This window comes from Streptosporangium minutum (genome assembly GCF_002149035.1).
GTDB classification, from domain to species: Bacteria; Actinomycetota; Actinomycetes; order Streptosporangiales; family Streptosporangiaceae; genus Streptosporangium; species Streptosporangium minutum.
In genome coordinates this window covers 1-2,553 of the sequence record NZ_NGFP01000466.1, presented here as the reverse complement: position 1 = coordinate 2,553, position 2,553 = coordinate 1, and the positions used below count along the sequence as shown (strand labels likewise).

Below are 2,553 nucleotides of genomic sequence, written 5' to 3'. Positions count from 1 at the left end.
CGCCGGCGTCGCCGCCGTCGACGACGCGGCCCACGCCGTGGGCCTCGGCGCCGTCCGCGAACAGCGACAGGGTGCCGTCGGGGGCGACGGTGACGCGCAGCAGGCCGTTGTCGAGCGTGCCTTCGGCGGGGCGTGCCCAGCCGGGGGAGTCCGGGGCCGGAGCCGGTTCCGAGGCGGGGGTGGAGGTGAGGACGGTGCGGCCGAACGGCGCGACGGTGACCTGGGCGGCGACGGTGACGACCGGTTCGGCGCAGGTGCGCACCCGCCAGGGGCCGGGCCGGGCGGCGGCGCCGTCCAGGACCGCCGCGCGGAGGCCGGCGTAGTCGTAGCCGGGGGTGGCGTGGCGGCCGACGACGATGGTGAAGACGTCGCCGTCGGCGGACCAGGAGACGATCTCCTGGCCGAAGAGCTCGCGTTCGTGGATCCGGCCGAGGAGCTGGGTGAGGTCGTCCATGACGGTCTCGTCGAGGAGGGTGGGGGCCAGCTCCAGCCGCTGTGACGGCACCCGGCCGCCGTCCGGGGCGGACAGGGCGGCACGGCTCTCGGGAAGGTCGGCCAGGACGAGGGCCGTGCGCGGGAAGGGGGAGGGGTTGACGACGACGAGGGCGTCGCGGGAGGCCCGGCCGGCGAGGGAGGCGCTGACCATGTCGACGACGGCCTGGCCGATCTGCTCGGCCTCGGCGATGCGGGCGGCGACCTGCTGGGCGGTCTCGTCGGCGCCGCAGCCGGTGATGGAGTCGTGGCCGCTGCAGGCGATGAGGCGGCGCCAGGCCATGTCGAGCAGTTTCGCGGCGGCCGTGTCGCCGGGTAGCCAGAGTGCCGACAGGGGCTCGGCGTAGCGGGTGACGACGCGCTCGGCGCGGGCCATGGCCTGCTTGGCGGGGATGCGCGCGGAGAGGACGCCGGGCAGGATGTTGGCGCGGGCGTGGGAGCGCAGCTCGCCGTGGACGGCCGGCAGGCCCGTGACGGAGGGGTCCTGGGCGGTGACGTAGTCGTGGAGGGTGGCGATGCGTAGCCCGGCGGCGGTGATGCCGGCGGCGGGGGCGCTGTGGTCGCCGCCGTACATGGCGAGCAGGGGGCCTGTGGGGTGCCAGGGGCGCAGGGTCTCGGTGAAGGCGGCGAGGCGGTCGGCGAGGGCCTCCGGGGGGCCGCTGAACAGCGCGACGGCGTTGTCGTACCCGCCGGGCAGGTACTGGGTGCGGACGGCGGTGCCGTCGGCGCCGACCCAGGCGAAGGCGTCGCGGTCGACCGAGGCGGGCACGCCGCGCCACAGGCAGGCGTGTTCGAGGCCGGCCTGGCGCAGGATCTGCGGCATCTGGGCGCAGTGGCCGAACTGGTCGGGAAGGTATCCGACCCGCATGGCGCCGCCGAGTTCGGCGGCGCCGCGCATGCCGTACTCCAGGTTGCGGATCAGCGTCTCCCCCGAGCAGAGGAACTCGTCGGCGAGGATGAGCCACGGCCCGGCGGCGAAGCGGCCCTCGGCGACGAGCCGTCTGACGGCGGGGAGCCGTTCGGGGCGGAGCTCCAGGTAGTCCTCCAGGGCGGCGAGCTGGCCGTCCATGGTGAAGCGGTAGCCGGGGTCGGCGACCATGGTGTCGAGGACCTCGTCGAGCATGCGGACCAGGCCGAGCCGGAACCGCTGGAAGGGCAGGTACCACTCGCGGTCCCAGTGGGTGTGGGGGACGACCACGATGTCAGGCGTCATGCGCCTCGCCTCCGACGGGCGGTCCGGCGACCGATCCGATGATCTTCTGGGCTGTCACGTGCACAGTGCCATCACCTCGTTGCGGTAGGTCTCCAGCCGGTGGAGGCCGGGCCGGGCCGGGACGGTGACCCGGTCGCCGATGACGGCCCGCCGGGTGTCCGGTCCCCACAGCACCAGCCCGTCGCCGCCGACGATGAGGAAGTCGTCGCCGTGGCGGAGCAGCAGCGGCCCGTCGGGGGTGGCGGACACGGCGGTGCCGCCGGCGCGCAGCCCTTCGAGGAGGTCGTCGGCGAGCACCCAGGTGGTGGGGTCGCCGGGCGGGTGGCCCTCCTCGGGCCGGTGGTAGTCGCTGCCGCCGATCATCGTCGCCCCGGCCGACCAAAGCTGCGTCCAGGCCAGCGGCGCGCCCCAGGTCCGGTCCCACCAGCTCCAGTGCCACACCTCGACGGCGGGCGGCCGCGTGGTCATGGGGTGGCGCCACGCGCAGTCTCCGGCGACGGGATGGTTGATCGACAGCACCCCGCCCCTGTCCCGTACGGTCCGCGCCCACAGGTCGGGGCTGTCGCGGAAGTCGATCCAGCCGATGTCGCCGAAGGCGTTGGCGTGGCCGAGGTCGGTGGTGACCTCCTGGCCGGGGAGGAGGGTGATGGCGGCGTAGGTGGCGGCGGCGGGCAGCTCCGCGTGGTGGCTGACGGTGTTGTGGTCGGTGACGGCGAGGAAGTCCAGGCCCCGGTCGGCGGCCAGGCAGGCGAGCTCGGGGACGCTGAGCGAGCCGTCGGAGTGGACGGTGTGGGTGTGCAGGTCCCCGGCGAGCCAGCGCAGCCCGCCGAGCGAGGGCAGGCCGCGCC

General features: G+C 75.2%; 2 protein-coding genes. Both read right to left on the bottom strand.

Features of this window, described 5'->3' with window-relative positions:
* The coding region (locus CA984_RS43645; protein ID WP_479725548.1) for a glycoside hydrolase family 38 N-terminal domain-containing protein at window positions 1-1,705 on the bottom strand (1,705 nt) is incomplete at its 3' end.
* Window positions 1,706-1,759: 54 nt separating this feature from the next.
* Window positions 1,760-2,553: CehA/McbA family metallohydrolase (locus CA984_RS43640; RefSeq protein ID WP_086579122.1), on the bottom strand; the 794-nt coding region annotated here is incomplete at its 5' end.